A 16,365-nucleotide genomic window follows, 5' to 3' on the forward strand; every position below is an offset into this window, starting at 1 on the left:
GCGGCCGGGTCCTCCGCACGGGGGCCCGGCCGCTGCCGTACCTCGCCACAGGCCTGTGTCCTGCGGCTTTCCCCGTTGTCGGTCGTTCATGGGACGCTCGTACACATGAGTCCACAGGATCAGCACGGCAGCAGGGGGTACTCCGTCCCCACCGGGCGGCCGTACGCCCTCAAGGAGCTGCAGGCGAGCCTGGGCAGCCTCGGCGACCACCTGCGCGAGCTGTACGACGGCGCGCACCCCGCCGAGTACGACGGGATCGCCGACGCCCTCTACGTGGCCTTCCAGACCGCCGCCGGGCTGGCACCCGCCAAGAGCTACACCGGCTGCCCCGAGCACCCCAACGGCGCCCTCGACCCCGAGGCGCCGGAAGGCTGGGGCCGCTGCCTCATCTGCAACGACCGGCGACGCCTCGGGCAGCGCCTGCAGGGCGGCCGGGCGGCGGGCCCCGCCGGGGAGCAGCGGCGCCTGGGCTACCCCGTGCCGGAGGGCCCGTACACGCTGTCGGCGCTGCGCGCGTTCCTGCGCACGGTCGAGGACCAGCGCTTCCACCTGAGCCTGTCCTCGCCCGCCGAGGACTTCGTCCGCATCGCCGACGACCTCCACCGCGCCTTCATCGTCGCGCGCGAGCTGTCCCGGCCCCGCAACGCCTCGGGCTGCTCCGAGCACCCCGGTGCGCCCATCGATCCCGACGCGCCCCCCGGTGAGGCCTGTATCTTCTGCGCCGGACGCAAGAGGCGCGCGCAGCGCTCCGCGCAGACCCCGGAGATGCTCCCGCGCATCCGCCGGGGCGAGCGCAGACAACTGCACCGCAGATTCGAGCGCCCGCCGGGCTGAGAATCGACGCGCCCGCAGATCACACACCCTGCGGTCCCCGACCCCTCGGCCATCCGCCGCAGTCCGGCCATGGCGTACACGACCGTCGTTAAGGTGAACCACATGAGCTCTCCCGCCCGCTTCGACCGCGGCCACACCGACGACCTGATGACCTTCCTGACGGCCAGTCCGTCGCCGTACCACGCCGTGGCCAACGCGGCCGAGCGGCTGGAGAAGGCAGGCTTCAGGCAGTTGTCGGAAACGGACGCCTGGGATGCCGGCACCGGGGGCAAGTTCGTGCTCCGCGGCGGCGCGCTCATCGCCTGGTTCGTCCCCGAAGGCGCGTCCGCGCACACCCCCTTCCGGATCGTCGGCGCGCACACCGACTCGCCCAACCTGCGGGTCAAGCCGCTGCCTGACACCGGCTCACAGGGCTGGCGGCAGATCGCCGTCGAGATCTACGGCGGCACCCTGCTCAACACCTGGCTCGACCGCGACCTGGGCCTGGCCGGGCGGCTGACCCTGCGGGACGGCACCGATCGCCTGGTGAACGTGGACCGCGCGCTGCTGCGCGTGCCCCAACTGGCCGTGCACTTGGACCGGTCGGTGAACTCGGACGGGCTCAAGCTCGACAAGCAGCGGCACATGCAGCCGATCTGGGGTCTGGGCGAGGTCCAGGAGGGCGACCTGATCGCGTTCCTGGAGGAGGAAGAGGGCCTGGCACAGGGCTCGGTGGCCGGCTGGGACCTGATGGTCCACTCGATCGAGCCCCCCGCCTACCTCGGCCGCGGCCGCGAACTGCTCGCCGGTCCCCGGATGGACAACCTGCTCTCCGTGCACGCGGGCGTCGCCGCGCTGGCGGCCGCGTCCACCAGCGGGAAGCTCGACCACATCCCGGTGCTGGCCGCCTTCGACCACGAGGAGAACGGCTCGCAGTCGGACACCGGCGCGGACGGGCCGCTTCTGGGGAACGTGCTGGAACGTTCTGTCTTCGCGCGCGGGGGCTCATACGAGGACCGGGCGCGCGCCTTCGCGGGCACCATCTGCCTGTCCTCCGACACCGGTCACGCCGTGCACCCCAACTACGCGGAGCGCCACGACCCCTCGCACCACCCGCGGGCCAACGGCGGACCGATCCTGAAGGTCAACGTCAACCAGCGCTACGCGACCGACGGCAGCGGGCGCGCGGTGTTCGCGAGCGCCTGCGAGCGGGCCGGCGTGCCGTGGCAGACCTTCGTCTCCAACAACTCGATGCCGTGCGGCACGACGATCGGCCCGATCACGGCCGCCCGCCACGGCATCCAGACCGTCGACATCGGCGTCGCGATCCTCTCCATGCACAGCGCCCGCGAACTGTGCGGCGCGGACGACCCGTTCCTGCTGGCGAACGCCCTGCTGGCCTTCCTGGAGGGCTGAGCCCCAGGAAGGCCGCGCAGCGCGGCCTTCCCGCCGCGACCGAGGTCCCGGTTACCCCTCGTCGTCCATTCCGGCGAGGACGAGGGGCAGCCGGGCGGCGCCGCCGTCGGTGACACGGACGGGTACCCCCCAGTCCTGCTGGTGGACGTGGCAGGCCGGGTACTCGTTGGCCGGGTCGTCGTCACAGGACGCCGCCATCGCGGAGACGTGCAGCACGCCCTCGGTGACGTCCGGGTTCAGGGCGAGCTCCCGGAACAGGTCCGTCCCGGCGCCCTCTCCACCGGCGAGGAGCTCGGGCGGGGTCGAGGAGACCAGCAGGCGCGTCGAGGGCCCGTAGCGGGTGTCGAGCTTCTGCCCGCTCGGGGCCTGGAAGACCACGTCGAGACGGAGCGTGCCGGGGGCCACCTCGGTGGCGGCGCGCTGCGTACGGTGGGCCACCGACTCGACCCGTACGGCCTCCTCCGGGAGCCGCAGCCGGGTCAGCCGGTGCCGGGCGGACTCCACGACCACGATGTCGTCGCCGACCAGCACGGCGTCGCTCGGCTCGCGCAGGTCGGTGGCGAGCGTCGAGACCTCGCCGCTGGCGGGGTCGTAGCGGCGCAGCGCGTGGTTGTACGTGTCGCACACCGCGACCGAGCCGTCGGGCAGGGCGGTCACCCCGAGCGGGTGCTGGAGCAGGGCCTGGCCCGCGTCCCCGTCCCGGTGGCCGAAGTCGAACAGGCCGGTCCCGACGGCGGACTTGACGACGTACCCGCCCTCGCCCGCCTCCACGTAGCGCAGGGCGCTGGTCTCGGAGTCGGCGATCCACAGCCGGTCCCCGGCGGCCGCGAGCCCGGAGGGCTGGGCGAACCAGGCCTCGGCGGCGGGCCCGTCGAGGAGTCCCTCGTTGGTGGTCCCGGCCGCGACCTCGACCGTCCCGCTCTCCGGGTCCCAGGACCACAGCTGGTGGACACCGGCCATGGCGATCCACACCTTGCCCTGCCACCAGGCCACGTCCCACGGCGAGGACAGGTCCACCTCCAGCGCGGGCCCGGAGGTGGGCGAGCCCTGCCACCACTGGCGCCCGGTACCGGCGACGGTCTCGACGGTCCCGGTGACCGGGTCGAAGCGGCGCAGCGCGTGATTGACGGTGTCGGCGACGACGACGGTCCCGTCGGGCAGCAGCGCCAGCCCCTGCGGCTCGCTGAAGCTGTCGGCGGTGAAGCCGCGCTTCCCGCTGCCGACGCGCCGTACGACGCTCTCCCCGTCGGCGGCCAGCTCCACGAGCTGGTGCCGCGTGGTGTCCGACACCAGCAGGTTCCCGTTCGGCAGCAGCAGCGCCTTCCCGGGGAACCGCAGGTCGCTCGCGACCGGCTCGGGCGCCACGTACGGCCCGTCGCCGCGCCGCAGCGTCCCCTTGGCCTCGTGCTCGGCCTCCAGCTCCTCGACGAGCCGCTCGATGGCGTGTGCGTGCCCCTCACCGGCGTGCTGGGCGACGATGTACCCCTCGGGGTCGATCACGACGAGCGTGGGCCAGGCGCGTACGGCGTACTGCTTCCAGGTCGCGAGCTCCGGATCGTCCAGCACGGGGTGGTGCACCTCGTACCGCTCGACGGCGTCGACGACGGATGCGTGCTCGGCCTCGTGCGCGAACTTCGGCGAGTGCACGCCGATGATCACGACGGTGTCGCGGTGCTTCTCCTCCAGCTCGCGCAGCTCGTCGAGGACGTGCAGGCAGTTGATGCAGCAGAAGGTCCAAAAATCGAGAATGACAATCCGTCCTCGCAGGTCAGCGAGTGTGTACGGCTTGCCTCCGGTGTTCAGCCAGCCCCCCTTGCCGATCAGCTCGGGGGCACGGACACGGGCACGGCGGGGCGCGGGCGCGGGGGTGGGCGCCGGGGCAGCATCGTTCATCCTTCAAGCTTGCCATCCGCCCATGAACGCCCGGTCACGGCAGTACGACGACCCCCAGGGGTGACGACGGAGCGCGGACCCTCGTGGGACCGTGGCCGAAAGCAGTGAAGGAGGCGTCGGGCATGACCAACACCGCCCGCGGCCATAGCGAGGACATCGATCCCGAGCGTGCGCTGAAGTACGCCATCCGGCACATGCAGGGTGACCGGTACGCCGAGTACACACGGAGGTCGACGGGCCGCACCCCTTCGGGACGTCGGTGCGGCTGCCCTAGCCGTTCGGGATCGACCTCGACACCAGCGGGCTCCAGGTCGTGATCACCCGGTAGCGTGCGTGGACATGACAGCCACTACGCCGCCGAGCGGGCGGACATTCGATGCCGTGGACGCCACCGCCGTCCGGAGCACGGCCCAGCTGCGGGAACTCTACGAAGAGCCCGGCGAGCTGGCCCGCCGCAAGGCCGTGGACCGGATCCACGACGCCGCCCGCGCCGTCATCGGGCGATCGTCGCTGGTGTTCATCGCGAGCGCCGGCGCCGACGGCCACTGCGATGTGACTCCCCGGGGCGGTCCGCCCGGATTCGTGGCCGTCCTGGACGACTTCACCCTCGCCATCCCCGACGCCACCGGCAACAAGCGGCTCGACACCGCCCACAACATCGTGGAGACGGGCCGGGCCGGGCTGATCTTCATCATCCCCGGCCGGGCCACGACGCTGCGCGTGAACGGAAGGGCCTGCGTGTCCGCCGATCCGCGTCTGCTGGAGCAGCTGACCGCCGTCGGCAAGCCCCCGCGCAGCGCGATCGTCGTGGAGGTCGAGGAGGCCTACCAGCACTGCCCGAAGGCGTTCCTGCGCAGCGACGCCTGGAAGCCCGAGAAGTGGCTCACCGAGGACGCCGTCCCGAGCTCCGCCGAGGTCACCCTCTCCCACCTGGACCTCCCCGGCCTGACGATCGAGGAGATCCGGCAGCACGAGCGCGAATCGCTGCTCTACCGCTACGAGTAGTCGAAGAGGGAGCTCAGGCGGGGCAGCCGGGCCGTGATCTCGTCGTCGTCGTCGAAGTCGAAGTCCCAGGAGGGGTCCAGGGCCGGGTAGCTGATCGTGAAGGAGTCCGAGGGGAGTTCACGGCCGGTGGCGGCCTCGTAGGCGGTCCAGGCGATGGACAGCGCCTCCTCGTCCCACAGCTCCAGGCCCTCCGCGGCGGCCGCGCGGACCTGCGGGTGGGCCGCCAGGGAGTCCGGGTCGGCCAGGGCCGCCTCGAAGGCCGCCTCGCCCTGCGTCAGCAGCCAGCCCCGGAAGTAGTCGAAGCCGTCGTCCGAGCAGCCGCCGTTGATCACATAGGCCGCGGCCCAGAGCGGGCTGCGGTAGGACTCCGCCAGCAGGTCCCACAGCACCTGCTGGGCCGCGGCTATCTCCGCCTCCGGCAGGCGGGCGAGCAGCCCCGCCGTGTGCTCCGCCACCTGGCCGTCCGCCGCCTCCGCGCGCGCCGTGTCGATCAGCTTCCAGAAGGTCTGCTTGTCCATGCGCAGAGCCTCGCACCCGGGTCTGACATCAGGTGAGGAAGGAGCGGAGAGACCCGGTGAGCGATGCGACGAAGCCGTCCTGGACGTCGGAGGGGACGAGGTCCAGGGAGAGGTACGGGTTCAGGTCCTCCAGTTCGACCAGCAGGAGTTCGCCCGAAGGGGCCCGGCAGGCGTCCACCCGCTGGACGCCGTGGGAGAGGGTGTTCCAGGCGACGAAGGCCCGGGCGAAGGCCAGGTCCGCGTCGGTCGCGGCGTAGGGGCGCAGCTCCCAGCGCCGGGCCGGGTCCGGGGCGTAGAGGGCGTACTGGAAGGCGTCGTCGACGAAGTAGAAGGACACCTCGTACGCGAAGTCGATGCGCGGCTGGATGAGGATCTCCCCCGCCGGGCCCGTCGGGTCGTCGGTGAAGGTGAGGCCGATGGAGTCCGCGCCCTGCTTGGGCTTGACCGCGTACTGCGGCACCTGCGGCAGCTCGGGCAGCCGCGCCGGGTCGTCGATCGTCGGGATCACCGGGTAGCCGGCGGCCGTCAGGTCGAGGAGGTACTGCTTGCCCGCCATGTCGCCGCGGCCGGTGAGCGGGTTGTAGACGCGGGTGCCGGCCGCGAGCGCCGCGGCGCGGAAGGAGTCGTAGGCCCGCTGGTAGTGCAGGACCGGGCCGCTGTTGCGGACGATCACCGCGTCGAAGCCCAGGGGCAGGAGCGCCTCCGCGTCCTCGGGGTGGCACAGGGCCAGGTCGAAGTGGGCGCGCAGCCGGGACGTGAGGAATATGTCCTCGTCGCAGTACCGGCGGCCGCGCGCCGGGTACGCCAGGTCGGTCACGTAGAGCAGGGGCATGACGGCAACCTATCGCGGGCGCGGATGGGGCCTCTCAGGCCCGGGAGGCCACGGCGGCGATGCCGTAGACGATCCCCCCGGCCGTGCACAGGCCGATGGCACCCGCGATGCCGGCCCGTACCCGGGCTCCCACCGGGTGGCGGCGGGGGTCGGCCCCGCGGGCCGGCAGCAACGGCACGGCCGACGGGATCATCAGGAACATGCCGATGAGGCGTTCCGCCCGGTCAGAGCCCTGCGCCCAGGCGGCGGTCCTTGAGGGCCGGGAACTGGGCGCGGGTGTCGCGGACCTTGGCCGGGTCGAGGTCGACCGTGAGGACGTCCTCACCGGGGCCCGCCTCCGCCAGGACCTCGCCCCACGGGTCGACCACCAGGCTGTGCCCGGCCTGTTCGACGCCCGCGTGGGTGCCGGCCAGCCCGCAGGCCAGCACGTACGACTGGTCCTCCACCGCGCGCGCCCGGCTGAGCAGCGTCCAGTGCGAGCGGCGCCGCGCGGGCCAGCCGGCCGCGACGACCATGGTGGTGGCCCCGGCGTCGACCAGGCCGCGGAACAGTTCGGGGAAGCGCAGGTCGTAGCAGGTGGCGATGCCGAGGGTCTGCTCCGGCAGCTCCACCGTGGTCAGGGACTCGCCCGCCGACATGAGCACGGCCTCGCCCTGGTCGAAGCCGAACCGGTGGATCTTCCGGTAGGTGGCGGCCAGCTCGCCCTCCGGGGAGAGGACGAGGGCGGTGTTGTAGAGCGAGCCGTCGCCGGCGCGCTCCACGACCGAGCCCGCGTGCAGCCAGACCCCGGCGTCGGCCGCCGCCTTCGACATGACCTCGAAGGTCGGGCCGTCCAGCGGCTCCGCCTCGGTCTCGAACTGCTCGTAGGCGAATGCGCCGACCGTCCACAGTTCGGGCAGGACGACGAGATCGGAGGCGGACTGCTCCCGTACGAGCTCGGCCGCCCGGGCGCGCCGGGAAGATACCGACTCGCCCTCGTTCACCGCGATTTGGATTAGCGAGGCGCGCACATTACCACCGTCCTGGCGTTCAAGCCGTCAACTCGGGCCTACGATCGTCACACGAAAGCACTGCCGGGGTGCTCACCGGCAGCGTAGTTTTGGAAACCGAGTCTGATGTCCAGAGCTCCAGAACGCGCCACTGAACAGCACCGCGAGGGGTCCCGTTGACCGTCCATCCCAGCCTTCAGCCCTATGCCGACGCGTGGACGCACTCCATCGAGGCGATATCCGAGTTGGTCCTCCCGCTGGCGGAGGGCGAGTGGAACCGGGCGACGCCGTGCACGGGCTGGTCGGTCCGCGACGTCGTGTCACACATCATCGGCATCGAATGCGAGCAGCTCGGCGACCCGCGGCCGATCCACACCGTGGCCCGGGACCTGCGGCACGTGGTGGACGAGTTCAGCCGGTACATGGAGGTGCAGGTCGACGTACGGCGTCACCACACCGCGCCGGAGATGACCTCGGAGCTGGAGTACACGATCATCCGGCGCTCGCGGCAGCTGCGGAACGAGAAGCGGGATCCCTCCACGATGGTGCGGGGGCCGCTGGGTGACCAGGTGACGCTGGAATTCGCCCTCCGGCTGAGGGCGTTCGACGTGTGGATCCACGAGCAGGACCTGCGCACGGCGCTGGGCGTGCCCGGGAACTGGGACTCGCCGGGGGCGTACGTGGCGCGGGACATCCTCCTCGCCGAGCTGCCCAGGGTGGTCGCGAAGCTGGCGGGCGCGCCGGCGAACTCGGCCGTGGTGATCGACGTGCACGGTCCGGTCGAGTTCATGCGGACGGTACGGGTCGACGCGGACGGGCGGGGGACGGTGGACAAGTCGCCCTCGCTGGGCCCCGCCGTGACCCTGACGCTGGACTGGGAGACGTACGTCCGCCTCGCCGCGGGCCGGGTCCGGGCGCAGTCCGTCGCCGACCGGGTGAAGATCGAGGGCGACACGGAGCTGGCGGGCGCCATCCTGGCCAACTTCGCCGTCACCCCGTAGCAGCCGCGGGCGTCACCGCCCGGGCACCCGGGCGGCTGCCCGGCGGAACTCGCTGGGGCTGGTCCCGTACGCCTCGCGGAAGGAACGGCTGAAGACCGGGGCGCTGGTGAAGCACCAGCGGGCGGCGATGTCGTGGACGGACCGGGCGGCCAGCTCGGGGCGGGCCAGATCACTGCGGCAGCGCTCCAGGCGCCGGCGGCGGACGGTCGCCGCGACGCTCTGCGGCCGGTCGCGGAACAGCAGGTGCAGGGCGCGTACGGAGATGCCGTGGGCGGCCGCGATCAGGGCCGGGGTGAGCGCAGGATCCCCCAGGTTGTGGTCGATGAAGGCGTCGATCCGCCCGCGCAGGGCGCGGGCGCGGGCCTCGGCGGGGAGTTCGTCGTAGGCGTCGGCGCGCTGGGCCAGGACGGCTGCCGCCAGATCGACGGCCACCGATCCCAGCCGGCGCAGCTCCGGCGGCCCGCATTCGGCACCGTGCGAGCGGAGCGAGGACAGGAACCGCGCGAGGACCGCCCCCATGCCGCTCTCCCCGCCGATGCGACGGCCGAACAGCCCGGCGACGCGGTCCTCCCGCAGCGGCAGTGCGGCCCTCGGTATCTGGAGGATGACCGCCTCCACCGTGGCGTCCCCGGCGCGTGTCGCGGCCTCCCACTGCTTCGAGGTGTCCCACAGGATCATGTCGCCGGGGCCCACCTGGGCGTCGCCGCCGCCGTGCTGGGACATCCACATCCCACCGCGGACCATCAGCCCCAGCTGGAACTGCTCCGGGTCCGAGCGCCGGATGAGCGCGGACGTCCGGCGCGAGTACAGCGGCCCGTACGCGTGGGCGGCCAGCTGGGCGGCGCCGAGGTCCAGCACCGACGCTCCGCACCGGAAGTCCGCGGACCGCTCGCTCGTGAGGTCGACCGGCACCAGCGAGCTGGCGACCACCTCGTTGTACCAGTCGAACCTCTCCTTCGGCGCGATCATGTCCGCGGACAGCTCAGCCCACATCTCCCCGATCCCTCCTCCGCGGTGCCCGATCCCCCGGCGGGACGGCGCTACCGGGCCGTGCGGCCTCCTGGTTCCGGGAGGGGACAGGCGGCGACGGCCGGCACCGGTTCCGCGACCGGCGCGGACGGCCTCCGCTCACGTTCGCGCGCCAGGGCCCGGCCCCGCAGGCGCAGGATCTGCGCGGTGCCGAACGCCTCCAGGACGAACACCGTCGAGAAGGCTACGCGGTAGTCGTCCCCGGTGGCGTCCAGCAGGACGCCCACCGCCAGCAGGGTGGTCATCGAGGCGATGAAGCCGCCCATGTTGGTGATCCCGGAGGCGGTGCCCTGGCGTTCCGCCGGGTTGGCGGGGCGGGCGAAGTCGAAGCCGATCATCGACGCCGGGCCGCAGGAGCCCAGCACCGCGCACAGGGTGACCAGCAGCCACATCGGCGCCCGCTGGCCCGGGTAGACCAGCACCGAGGCCCAGAGCAGGGCCGTCAGGCCGACCGTTCCCAGGGCCAGCGGTATCCGCGCGGACTGCCGGCGGCCGACGATCTGTCCGTAGACCAGGCCGAGCGCCATGTGCGAGGCGACCACCAGCGTCAGCAGCCCGCCCGCGGTGGTCCGCGACAGCCCCTGCGCCTCGACGAGGAACGGCATTCCCCAGAGCAGCAGGAACACCATCGCCGGGAACTGCGTGGTGAAGTGCACCCACAGGCCGAGCCGGGTACCCGGTTCGCTCCACGATGCGCGGATCTGACGGCGTACGAACCCTCCGGACGCCGCCGTACCGCGGGCCGGGGAGGGCGGGCCGTGGCCCTCCGGATGGTCCCGCAGGAACAGCACCAGCGGGACCAGGACGACCAGCCCCGCCACCGCGCTCCCCCCGAAGGCGGCCACCCAGCCGGCCCCGTGCAGGACGGGCGCCAGCACCAGCGTGGAGACGAGGTTGCCCGCCATGCCCACCAGCCCGGCCAGCTGCGCCATCAGCGGCCCGCGACGGGCCGGGAACCACCGGGTGCCGAGCCGCAGCACCGAGATGAAGGTCATGGCGTCGCCGCAGCCCAGCAGGGCCCGCGCGGCCAGTGCCATGTCGTACGAGGGCGAGAGCGCGAAGCCGAGCTGGCCGACGGTGAAGAGCACCGCGCCCAGGGTCAGCACCTTCTTGGTGCCGAGCCGGTCGACCATCAGCCCCACCGGTATCTGCATCCCCGCGTACACCAGGAGCTGGAGCAGCGAGAAGGTCGCCAGCGCCGAGGCGTTGACGTGGAAGCGGTCGGCGGCGTCGAGTCCGGCGACGCCCAGGCTGGTCCGGAAGATCACCGCCACGAAGTAGACGGCGACGCCTATGCCCCAGACGGCGACGGCCCTGCGGCCGCCGGGAGGATCGAGGGCGCTCACCGGGCGTCGCCGCGCATCAGGCTTCCGACCCGGCCCACGTGGGCCCGTACGCACGCCGCCGCCCCCTCCGCGTCGCCCGCGCGCACCGCCGTCAGGATCTCGCGGTGCTCGGCCAGGTTCTGCGCGACGCGGTCCGGGTGGGCGTGCATCACCGCTACGCCCATCCGCAGCTGCCGGTCGCGCAGTTGGTCGTACAGACGGGAGAGGATCTGGTTTCCGGCGTGCCGGACGATCTCGGCGTGGAAGCAGCGGTCCAGGGCGGCGAACGCCGCGAGGTCGCCGCCGTCCGCGTGCCGCTCCTGCGCCCGCAGCAGCTCCTCCAGCCGCCCGAGCAGCGCGGCCGGGGCCGGGACGGCCCGCCGTACGGTGAACTCCTCGACCAGCAGCCGGGTCTCGACGACATCCGCGATCTCCTGCGCCGACACGGCCAGGACCAGCGCGCCCTTCTTCGGGTAGAGCCGGATCAGCCCCTCCGTCTCCAGGCGCAGCAGGGCCTCGCGCACCGGCGTACGGGAGACGCCGACGGCTTCGGCGACCTCGCCTTCGGTGAGGAGCGTGCCGCCCTCGTACCGGCGGTCGAGCACGCCTTGCTTGAGGTGCCGGTAGACGCGGTCGGCGGCCGGTGCGGGTGCGGGTGCTGACATGGGCACAGCATAGATACATGAGGGGTACACCCGTATCGCGTCCCGGCATCCGAGACCGTGCGCGGCCTCCTCCCGGGCGGGGCGGGGACCGCGGCGAGGACTGCATCGAAGGATGTAGCGGGACTTCGTCCACCGGCACGACGTACGGCGCCGCGCGCGCCGGGACGCTGAGGACATGGCCGACACACTCATCGCCCCGGTGGACCGGAAGACCGCCCGGCTCCCGCTCCTCGACGTCCTGCGCGGCGCCGCCATCCTCGGCACGCTCATGACCAACGTCTGGATCTTCGCCTCACCCGGCTCGGAGTGGAGCGTCCTCACGGGCGGGCTCGCCTCCCCCGACCCGCTCGCCGACCCCTCCGCCGCGACCATCGCGCAGTCCGTCTTCCGCTTCCTCGCCGACGGCAAGTTCCTGGCGCTGCTGACGGTCCTGTTCGGGGTGGGCCTCGCCATCCAGTACGACTCCGCCGCACGCCGCGGTGACCCCTGGCCCGGCCGCTACCCGCGCCGCGCCGCCTTCCTCTTCGTCGAGGGCACCGTCCACTTCGTCCTCGTGTTCGCCTGGGACGTGCTGATGGGGTACGCCGTCACCGCCCTCCTCGTCGCCTGGCTGCTGGCCCGCTCCGAGAGGGTCCGCAGGAACACCATGCGGGCGGCCGCCGCGGTGCACCTGACCCTGGTCGCGCTGGTGACCCTGGCGGCCGTGACGAAGCCGGAGGGCACGCCGAAGGCCCCGGCCGCCGACGCCGTCGAACTGTACGAGCGGGGCGGCTACGGCGCCCAGATCGCCTTCCGCCTGGAGAACTTCGCCGCGCTGCGCGTCGAGCCCGTCTTCTCCTTCGGCCTGCTCGTCTTCCTCTTCCTCCTCGGTGTCCGCCTCCACCGCGCGGGCGCCTTCACCGCCACCGCCGAAGGCCGCCGCATCCGGACCCGGACGGCCGCCTGGGGCCTCGGCCTCGGACTGCCGCTCAACGCGGCGACCACCCTCGGCGGCGACGCCTTCTTCGTCCTGGGTCGCTACGGGGTCGCGCCGCTGGTCGCCGTCGGCTACATCGGCCTGATCGGTGTCGCCCTCGACCGGCTGTGGATCCCGAAGCCCGTCACCACCGCCCTCGGCTCCGTCGGCCGCACCGCCCTGTCCTGCTACGTCGCCCAGAACGTGCTCTGCGTGCTGCTCTGCTACGGGATCGGGCTGGGCCTGGCCGGCCGGCTCGCCGGGTCCGGGCCCTGGTGGGTGATGGGCCTGTGGGCGGCCGTCGCGCTGACCCTGTCGGCCGGGTCGTGGCTGTGGCTGCGCCGCTTCGGCCGCGGCCCGCTGGAGTACGTCCAGCACGTCGCGCTCAGGGGGCGGCGGTGACCTCCACGTCCAGCACGAACTCGTCGTACGGGGCCTCGTCCGGGTAGGGCGGCCGGACCTGCGCGAACCGGATCCGGGCCCGGCCGCCGCCCGGGGCACGGCCCCGGACGACGTACGTGCGCTCCACCGCCGCCCCGGGCAGGCCCTCGCCGGACTCCGCGGGCCCCGCCGACACGGCCACCGCGTCGGTGTCGCCGCTGACCTGCCAGGTCCACACGTACCCCCGCGCCCCGCGGCCGGTGAGCCGCAGCTCGTACGGCTCACCGGGGCCCAGTACGACCCTCCGTACCTCCACCCTGCTCCTCCCGGGCCTCTCAGGCGGGGCCGATCACCGGCCCTTCGTGCCAGCCCGCCCGGTCCCTCCAGTAGTGCTGGAGCAGGCGGTCGGCGCGCAGGACCACGACTTCCAGGTTGAACCCGAAACTGCCCTGGAGCATCCCGGTGACCGCGACGGCGTCGCGCCCGAAGACCGCGCTGCGGCTCCAGGCCGAGCCGGCCGCGTTGCCGCGCCACCAGTGCTCGACCCGCCCGCCGGAGACGGCCACGCACAGCTCGTAGTTCCCGGCCGTGTCCTCGTCCACAGCTCCGTACTGCCCTTCGATCAGGCAGGGCGCGGAGGTCACCCCCTCGCCGAACACCTCCCCGGCGCGCCAGACGAAGGCGTTCGCGTCGTCCCGCCACCACATCTGCATCCGGCCGTCGGTGCGGGTGGCGACGAGGTCGAGGTGGCGACGGCGGGTCTGGACGAGGGCGGGCCCGTAGTGGGCGATGCCGGAGGCGAAGCGGCCGCCGTCGTTCCAGTTCCAGGGGGCGCCGTTGATCCGCCACCAGTGGTTCAGGCGGCCGTCCGCGGTCCGCACGACCACCTCGAAGTTGCCGGGCTTGCCGTAGTCGCTCTGGATGAAGGCCGGGGTCGAACCGATGGCCGCGTCGCCCGGGCCGAAGGCGCCGCCGTCGCGCCAGAGACCGGCGGACTGCTCGTAGTACCAGTGGCGCAGCCGGCCGGCCGTGGTCACGTGCAGGGACTCCATGTTCCGGTTGTAGGTGGTCCCGGTAAAGGCGGGCTGGCCCGAGGCGTCGTTCGCGAAGGTGCCCGCCCGGCCCCACGCGAAGGGGGCGTCGCCCTCGCGCCACCAGTGCTGGAGGCGGCCGCCGCCGGCCCGCGCGAGGAGCTCGAAGTTGCGGTGGGCTCGGCCGTTGCCGCTCTCGTAGACGTTGCCGGTGTGCAGGCGGCGCTTGGTCCACGGGTCGGTGCTGGTGCCGCCCAGGCCGCACTTGGCCCAGTAGTCGATGTTGACCTCGCCGTAGGCGATCCGGCCGTAGCCGCCGACGTGGTAGCCCGTCCCCCAGGAGTTCTTGAACAGCCAGCAGCCCGCCGCGTCGTCGTAGCCGACGATCAGCACGCAGTGCCCGCCGGCGAGTTGGTCGCTGGTGCGGTGGTAGACGCCGGAGCCCAGGGCGAAGAAGTCGTCGTACACGTCGAAACAGGCGGTCAGCGGGCCGACCGTGTCCAGCCAGACCTTCTGCTGCTCGACGTCGCCGAGGCGGACGTATCCGGCGATGCGCACGGTCCGCCCCGAACGGTCCCAGCTGGGCGTGTACTCGGCGCGCCAGGCGTCGCGCCGGGCCGCGGGCAGTCCGTCGGGCGGGGTGCTGTACGGCCAGCAGTCCGGGTCGGCGAGCCCGCCGTTGTCCTTGATCCAGTCCAGCGCGGTCTCCGGGTTGCCGCCCTGCCCGCAGCTGGACTTCAGGCCGTCGTGCACGTCCCCCTCGGAGCGCGGGGCCCACACCCCGTGCTCGATGCGGGCCATGGACTCCACCAGGCCGGCCGCGCCGAAGGCCCAGCAGGAAGCGCACGGGTTCTGGTCCTTGACCTTGGTGATCCAGGGCCGGCCCCAGCGGCTGCGCCAGTCCACGGCGGCGGGCCGGGCGGCCGGGCCCGCGGCCCCCGCGGCCGTCCGCGTTCCCGGGAGCAGCCCGTGAGCGGCCCGGCGCCGGGTCAGGTGCGGGTTGGCGCTCTCCCGGCCGATGAGCGCCCGCAGGTCGACGGTCCGCACCGCCTCGGCGGGGGTCAGGTTCGCGCCGGGCTCCAGGCCGAGCGAGGGGCGCGGTACCGGCTCCTCGTCGGCCAGGCGCTCAAGGACCGACCAGCGGGCCCCGAGCGCCGCGAGCCGTGCCCGCAGCTCCCCCACCGTCTGGACAGATTCCTCCGGCATGGCGGCCCCCCAGCTGCAACCGTTCGGATCCCGGCCCCGGGAGCCTCCCGCCGGTGCCGGGGAGCGTCAAGGGGGGCCGTACGGTCGCGCGGGGGCACGAGGGGGGCTCTTGGGGCGGCGGCCCCGGCGCCCGGGTCAGCTGTCCAGCGACATCGCGTTCTTGGCGTGGGCCACGGACTCCTCCGAGGCGGGTCCGCCGGGGTTCTCGGTGGCCAGGGCCTGGTTGAGGGTGACGTAGGGGCGCATCCGGCGCTCGTACCGGGCGTACGCGGCGCGGTGGTCGCCGCATGACCGGGCAAGGCTGTCGGCCAGCACATGGGCGCCCACGAGGGCCAGGCTGGTGCCCTGCCCCGAGAGGGGGGAGGGGCAGTAGCCGGCGTCGCCCAGCAGGGCCACCCGGCCCCGCGACCAGTGGTCCATGCGGATCTGCGCCATCGCGTCGCAGTAGAAGTCGGGCGCGTTCCGGGCGGCCTCGGCCAGGCGGGCCCCTTCCCACCGCATCGGGGCGAGTTTGTCCACGACGGTCTGCCGCAGGGCGTCACCCTCGCGCAGGGCGGGGGCGAGGGGCTCGGACGCGAAGCCGAAGGCGATCCTGAGCTCGGTGTTGTCGCGTACGGGCATGATGCCGAAGCCCGTGTCACCGGCCCGCAGCCACATCTGCCAGTCCTGCAGGGCGAGGAAGTTGTCCGCGCCGAACACCGAGAGGTAGCTGCCCAGGTGGTGGGCGTAGTCCTCCTCCGGCCCGAAGGCCAGGCGCCGCACGGTGGAGTGGAGGCCGTCGGCCCCGACCACGAGGTCGAAGGTACGGGGCGCCCCCTGCGCGAAGGCGACGCGCACGCCGCTCCCGTCCTCGTCGAGCGCGGTGACGGTGTCGCCGAAGAGGTACTCGACGTGCGGGCGGGTGTGCTCGTACACGATCTCCACCAGGTCCTCACGCAGCACCTCGACGTCCTCGCTGTCGAGCCGGCCGCTGCTGAAGGTCGCCTCGGTGGAGCGGTCGATCTCACGGCCGTCGGGGCCGAGGACGGACATGCCGCGCATCCGGGTCCGTACCCCCCGCACCCGTTCCAGCAGGCCCATGCGCTCCACGACATCGAGCGCGACGCCGCGGACGTCCACGGCCTGGCCGCCGGGGCGTCGGCCCGGGGCGCGTTCGACGACGGTGGGCGCGAAGCCGTGGCGGCGCAGCCAGTACGCGAAGACGGGCCCGGCGATTCCGCCGCCGGAGATGAGTACGGTCTGCATGGGACGCTCCTTCAGCCGCTTGTACGGTGTACGCGCCCTGAACGTACGTCGTACGTGCAGC

Annotated in this window: 16 protein-coding genes; 5 read left to right on the plus strand and 11 right to left on the minus strand. The window is 73.1% G+C overall.

The window, feature by feature from the left end; genetic code table 11:
• Positions 1 to 105 precede the first annotated feature (105 nt).
• Both ACFCZ1_RS09005 and ACFCZ1_RS09010 read left to right on the plus strand, forming a co-directional pair.
• Positions 106 to 834 (plus strand): hypothetical protein, encoded by a 729-nt coding sequence (locus ACFCZ1_RS09005; RefSeq protein WP_376677730.1) that lies wholly within the window; start codon positions 106 to 108, stop codon positions 832 to 834.
• 102 nt (positions 835 to 936) lie between these two features.
• Positions 937 to 2,229, plus strand: coding sequence for a M18 family aminopeptidase (locus ACFCZ1_RS09010; RefSeq protein WP_376677731.1), 1,293 nt, complete (start codon positions 937 to 939; stop codon positions 2,227 to 2,229).
• A 51-nt stretch (positions 2,230 to 2,280) separates the two neighbouring features.
• Here the strand turns inward: ACFCZ1_RS09010 and ACFCZ1_RS09015 are convergent, their stop codons facing one another.
• A complete protein-coding gene (locus tag ACFCZ1_RS09015) occupies positions 2,281 to 4,122 on the minus strand; it encodes an NHL domain-containing thioredoxin family protein (RefSeq protein ID WP_376677732.1) in 1,842 nt (613 codons plus the stop codon).
• Between the two features lie 339 nt (positions 4,123 to 4,461).
• On the opposite strand from ACFCZ1_RS09015, the gene ACFCZ1_RS09020 reads away from it, so the two are divergent.
• Positions 4,462 to 5,127, plus strand: coding sequence for an MSMEG_1061 family FMN-dependent PPOX-type flavoprotein (locus ACFCZ1_RS09020; RefSeq protein WP_376677733.1), 666 nt, complete (start codon positions 4,462 to 4,464; stop codon positions 5,125 to 5,127).
• Here the strand turns inward: ACFCZ1_RS09020 and ACFCZ1_RS09025 are convergent.
• The 4 genes from ACFCZ1_RS09025 to ACFCZ1_RS09040 are packed head-to-tail and all read right to left on the minus strand — an operon-like array spanning position 5,118 to position 7,487.
• Positions 5,118 to 5,645: a DUF4240 domain-containing protein gene (locus ACFCZ1_RS09025; RefSeq protein ID WP_376677734.1), complete on the minus strand. Its 528-nt coding sequence runs from the start codon at positions 5,643 to 5,645 to the stop codon at positions 5,118 to 5,120. The two genes, ACFCZ1_RS09020 and ACFCZ1_RS09025, sit on opposite strands and share 10 nt — an antisense overlap.
• A 28-nt stretch (positions 5,646 to 5,673) precedes the next feature.
• On the minus strand, positions 5,674 to 6,477 hold the full coding sequence (locus tag ACFCZ1_RS09030; RefSeq protein WP_376677735.1) for a hypothetical protein: 804 nt from the start codon (positions 6,475 to 6,477) through the stop codon (positions 5,674 to 5,676).
• Positions 6,478 to 6,511: 34 nt separating this feature from the next.
• Positions 6,512 to 6,679 carry a hypothetical protein gene (locus ACFCZ1_RS09035; protein ID WP_376677736.1) on the minus strand — a complete coding sequence of 56 codons (168 nt, stop codon included), beginning with the start codon at positions 6,677 to 6,679 and terminating at the stop codon, positions 6,512 to 6,514.
• 22 nt (positions 6,680 to 6,701) lie between these two features.
• Entirely contained in the window at positions 6,702 to 7,487 is a 786-nt protein-coding gene (locus ACFCZ1_RS09040) for a carbon-nitrogen family hydrolase (RefSeq protein ID WP_376677737.1), read from the minus strand.
• A gap of 155 nt (positions 7,488 to 7,642) precedes the next feature.
• On the opposite strand from ACFCZ1_RS09040, the gene ACFCZ1_RS09045 reads away from it, so the two are divergent.
• Positions 7,643 to 8,467, plus strand: coding sequence for a maleylpyruvate isomerase family mycothiol-dependent enzyme (locus ACFCZ1_RS09045; protein ID WP_376677738.1), 825 nt, complete (start codon positions 7,643 to 7,645; stop codon positions 8,465 to 8,467).
• Between the two features lie 12 nt (positions 8,468 to 8,479).
• Here the strand turns inward: ACFCZ1_RS09045 and ACFCZ1_RS09050 are convergent, their stop codons facing one another.
• From ACFCZ1_RS09050 to ACFCZ1_RS09060, 3 genes are read right to left on the minus strand one after another with little or no spacing between them, the layout of a single operon-like run.
• The gene (locus ACFCZ1_RS09050; protein WP_376677739.1) at positions 8,480 to 9,460 is read right to left on the minus strand and encodes a helix-turn-helix domain-containing protein; all 981 of its coding nucleotides are present in this window, start codon (positions 9,458 to 9,460) and stop codon (positions 8,480 to 8,482) included.
• Positions 9,461 to 9,507: 47 nt separating this feature from the next.
• Positions 9,508 to 10,842: a nitrate/nitrite transporter gene (locus ACFCZ1_RS09055; RefSeq protein ID WP_376677740.1), complete on the minus strand. Its 1,335-nt coding sequence runs from the start codon at positions 10,840 to 10,842 to the stop codon at positions 9,508 to 9,510.
• On the minus strand, positions 10,839 to 11,486 hold the full coding sequence (locus ACFCZ1_RS09060; RefSeq protein ID WP_376677741.1) for a GntR family transcriptional regulator: 648 nt from the start codon (positions 11,484 to 11,486) through the stop codon (positions 10,839 to 10,841). Before ACFCZ1_RS09060 ends, ACFCZ1_RS09055 begins: the two co-directional genes overlap by 4 nt.
• A 175-nt stretch (positions 11,487 to 11,661) precedes the next feature.
• Between ACFCZ1_RS09060 and ACFCZ1_RS09065 the strand changes: the two genes are divergently transcribed.
• Positions 11,662 to 12,843: a DUF418 domain-containing protein gene (locus tag ACFCZ1_RS09065; RefSeq protein WP_376677742.1), complete on the plus strand. Its 1,182-nt coding sequence runs from the start codon at positions 11,662 to 11,664 to the stop codon at positions 12,841 to 12,843.
• On the opposite strand, the gene ACFCZ1_RS09070 is transcribed toward ACFCZ1_RS09065, so the two are convergent.
• The 3 genes from ACFCZ1_RS09070 to ACFCZ1_RS09080 form a co-directional block, all read right to left on the minus strand.
• The gene (locus tag ACFCZ1_RS09070; RefSeq protein WP_376677743.1) at positions 12,827 to 13,138 is read right to left on the minus strand and encodes a protease inhibitor I42 family protein; all 312 of its coding nucleotides are present in this window, start codon (positions 13,136 to 13,138) and stop codon (positions 12,827 to 12,829) included. The genes ACFCZ1_RS09065 and ACFCZ1_RS09070 overlap by 17 nt on opposite strands.
• 19 nt (positions 13,139 to 13,157) lie before the next feature.
• On the minus strand, positions 13,158 to 15,059 hold the full coding sequence (locus ACFCZ1_RS09075) for a C1 family peptidase (RefSeq protein WP_376677744.1): 1,902 nt from the start codon (positions 15,057 to 15,059) through the stop codon (positions 13,158 to 13,160).
• 135 nt (positions 15,060 to 15,194) lie between these two features.
• Positions 15,195 to 16,304 (minus strand): FAD-dependent monooxygenase, encoded by a 1,110-nt coding sequence (locus ACFCZ1_RS09080; protein WP_376677745.1) that lies wholly within the window; start codon positions 16,302 to 16,304, stop codon positions 15,195 to 15,197.
• Between the last annotated feature and the right edge of the window lie 61 nt (positions 16,305 to 16,365).

The organism is Streptomyces sp. NPDC056224 (assembly GCF_042267665.1).
Taxonomy (GTDB): Bacteria; Actinomycetota; Actinomycetes; order Streptomycetales; family Streptomycetaceae; genus Streptomyces.